The sequence below is a fragment of the Serratia sp. 121840015-1 genome (assembly GCF_053627655.1).
The window spans coordinates 1-3,094 of sequence record NZ_JBSEYF010000019.1 but is presented as its reverse complement, the minus strand read 5'-3'; the positions used below and the strand labels follow the sequence as shown (position 1 = coordinate 3,094).

The 3,094-nt window shown below is 46.1% G+C and carries 1 protein-coding gene and 4 pseudogenes; 4 read left to right on the top strand and 1 reads right to left on the bottom strand.

Going from position 1 to position 3,094, the window contains the following annotated elements; all coding sequences use genetic code 11:
* Window positions 1–270: 270 nt before the first annotated feature.
* Window positions 271–595: pseudogene (locus ACUXAC_RS26870) on the top strand (Rpn family recombination-promoting nuclease/putative transposase); the annotation flags it as partial.
* On the opposite strand, the pseudogene ACUXAC_RS26865 reads toward ACUXAC_RS26870, so the two are convergent.
* Window positions 590–973, bottom strand: a pseudogene (locus ACUXAC_RS26865) (helix-turn-helix domain-containing protein); the annotation flags it as partial. The pseudogenes ACUXAC_RS26870 and ACUXAC_RS26865 sit on opposite strands and share 6 nt — an antisense overlap.
* A gap of 816 nt (window positions 974–1,789) precedes the next feature.
* Here ACUXAC_RS26865 and ACUXAC_RS26860 point away from each other — a divergent pair.
* The 3 genes and pseudogenes from ACUXAC_RS26860 to ACUXAC_RS26850 form a co-directional block, all read left to right on the top strand.
* Entirely contained in the window at window positions 1,790–2,035 is a 246-nt protein-coding gene (locus ACUXAC_RS26860; RefSeq protein WP_454267149.1) for a hypothetical protein, read from the top strand.
* A gap of 88 nt (window positions 2,036–2,123) precedes the next feature.
* Window positions 2,124–2,401, top strand: a pseudogene (locus ACUXAC_RS26855) (transposase); the annotation flags it as partial.
* Window positions 2,402–2,537: 136 nt separating this feature from the next.
* Window positions 2,538–3,094: pseudogene (locus ACUXAC_RS26850) on the top strand (transposase); the annotation flags it as partial.

The following is a 3,094-nucleotide window of genomic DNA, read 5'->3' as shown; positions in this document are numbered from 1 at the left end:
AGTTAATACATTATGGACTTGGTAGTTTTTTACGCATCATACAACGCAACGAAAGCAAAAAATTAACGTAAAATTAACATTAATTTAAAAGGTTTAATTTTTAAATATTCTACGGAGGTTATGGTCAGAGCTTAAGGTTTCAGAAACAAGGTGGCGTTACGCAAAAATGCCGCATCATATATTCCATAAATCGAGATCTATTGACTTAAGTAAAAATTACAGGCAGGTAAAGTAAGAGAGGGGTTTTTAGAAGATAGCTGCTGACCGAATGTGCAGCAACCGCCCCATGATGCCACTTTCCGGCAATTTCTAACGCAACCTGAGATAGCCCGCGACTTCATGGACATCCATCTGCCGGCCATAAACGCTGCTACTGGTCATCCCGGTACTTTTCAATACCGGCAAACGCAGACCATACCCGTACCCTTACTCGACCAACTGGCTGCAGGAGTTTGATGATCCGGCGTTGGCCGGGAAACTGTACACCGGCGATTTTCCGCTGGTTGATGTGACGGTCATTCCCGACGAAGAGATTATGGGTCACCGCAGCATGGCAGCACTGCCCCTGCTGCAGAAACATATTCGCCGGCAGAATGGCGGATAGTCTGTCGGTCAGTTCAATTCCATCACGGGCCACTTTTTCTTCCAGTGCTTTCAGACGTTTTTTGAAATTACCAAGGTTATGGCGTAACCAGATAGAACGGACACCACTGCCGGAGATAAAAACACCCTGTTTACGCAGCTCGTTGCTGGTCCGGTGCTGTCCGTGTGCCGGGAAAGCGACGGCGTAATCAAAAACAGCCTGTTCAGTTGCCTCATAGGTACGGCTCTTAAGGTTAGGTGCGCGGCGACTACGATTAATCAGCGCATCCACACCGCCTTCATCGGCCCGTTCGCGGTAACAATAAAACGTATTACGCGAAACACCCATGATTTTACAGGCTTTTGATACGTTGCTGAGTTCTTCAGCCAGATTGAGTTAACCAGCTTTGTGTTTGATGACGGGATTGGTAGTATGAATCATGAGAGTTGCCTCGTGTTTTGTATAAGGATTCGACACCCATATCAAAACCGGTAACTCTCAACATTTCAAGGCCATGTGTCAGACCAAGTCGCGACTAATACACACAATATTTTATCACTCCAATAAAATCATTCATGTTAAGAATAGAATTATCTTTAAGAATAGATAAATCCGATTGTGAATAGCTATCTTTTTTTTCACTCGCTTCCTTTTGTAAACACTGTGTATCCTTCTCTTTTTTAACTCATGCACATGCATAGCAAATGAAAGATAAATAAAAAATATAGATAGAGAGATGGCAACACTCAAATTAATACCTCCATGTTAGGGTGTTAATAATCTATCATTAGCTTTAATTAATAGTGAAGTTTTTTTTGAGGCGATGAGTTTTTAATGCAATTCAGAAGAATTACATTCATACGTGCGTTTAATTAGCGTTGATACCGAAGTATCAATTGCTTACAAAGCACGGAACTATCATTTGGCGCAGCACACAATGCTTGAAGATATATACAAATTTATAATATAATAACTTATGCGTTAATCTTTTTCAAATAACTAACCACTCATGCCAATTAAAAAATGCAAAGTGTCGGTATAAGGCGATTTGTAATATGTGCAGCTCTTCCGCAGTGAGCTTCATGAAATGCGCCATTTTTATTCGCAAATATATCAGATTTTGAAGTTTTATTTCGAAAACGCAGATAACGATGCCGTCACTATACTCGTGATATTGATTAACGGATACAGGACATTGGGCAGACTATGATTAAACCGCGTCGCCGTGTTTCTGACGGTCACCTGCAGTGGCAGTTTTGCGCCGAACAGGTTGCCACGCAGGTTGTTTTCGTTTTTCCTCATGGAATTCAAAAATATACGGTAATTTTTTCAGTATTTGAAATTTTCTCGCCCACAAACGGGGCAATGGTCATTATCGGACTTGTTAAGATACCCATCCAACACCGTACTGAATCCGATACCCAGCGTTTGACCGGACGGGTCAGGACGTGACTCCGATCTGCTCTGAACCTAGCGCCCCTGTGGGACTAGCGCGGCAGCGCTGATATCTCAACCGCTGGCGCATGCTTCCTGCGTTGACACCCACTCCATGATCCGCTGGGTACACCAACAGGGTATTGAAGTGCGTATCTTCTGCGCACTCAACACCCAAGGCCGGCAGCTCAATCAGCAACAGATATTCACGTCTCCGTTATCAGCGGCGGCTTTGACGTCAAACACCATATCTGGCGGCGGCTATTATTTAAAAAGAAAGAGATAGGGGCCATCTGGCACGACGCCGTCATTTATATGCTACGCGATATCTATGCGCGCATCAATCCCGGCGGCCTGCCAGGCCTCGGCAATATTCGCAACGAAGTCCGATAGCAGTGTCAAAAAAGATCCGCGGTACCTTTGGACTGACCCCACCCCGGTAGACGATCCTGCCCTATAGTTGGACTGACCCCACCCCGGTAGACGATCCTGCCCTATAGTTTGAGCATAGGAGGAGCGTATGGGCACACCACGATTTACACCTGAATTTAAGGAAGAAGCCGTCCGTCAGATAACGGAACGCGGTTATTCCGTTGCCGAAGTATCTGACCGTCTGGGTGTTTCTGCACACAGCCTCTACAAGTGGCTACGGGCTATCAAACCTGATAACAGCGAACAGCATGCTAGGGATTTACTGGAAGCCAAAAGCGAGATCCTGAAACTACGGGCACAGCTAAAACGTACCGAAGAAGAACGGGATATCCTGAAAAAGGCCGCGCGGTACTTTGCAAGGGAGCCCGACTGAAGTACCGCTTTATCAATGAGCACCGCACTGTATGGGGTGTGATGACGATGTGTCGGGTACTGCATGTCGCCCGGGCCGGGTTCTACGCGTGGCTACACAACCCGGTCTCGGCGCGTGATAAAGATAACCAGCGTCTGCTGACGCTTATCCGTGATTCATATTCACTGAGCGGAGGCGTATACGGTTACCGGCGGGTTCATGGCGATCTGAACGAAATCGGGGAAACCTGCGGCAAAAACCGGGTGGGCCGTATTATGCAACTGAACCGGATT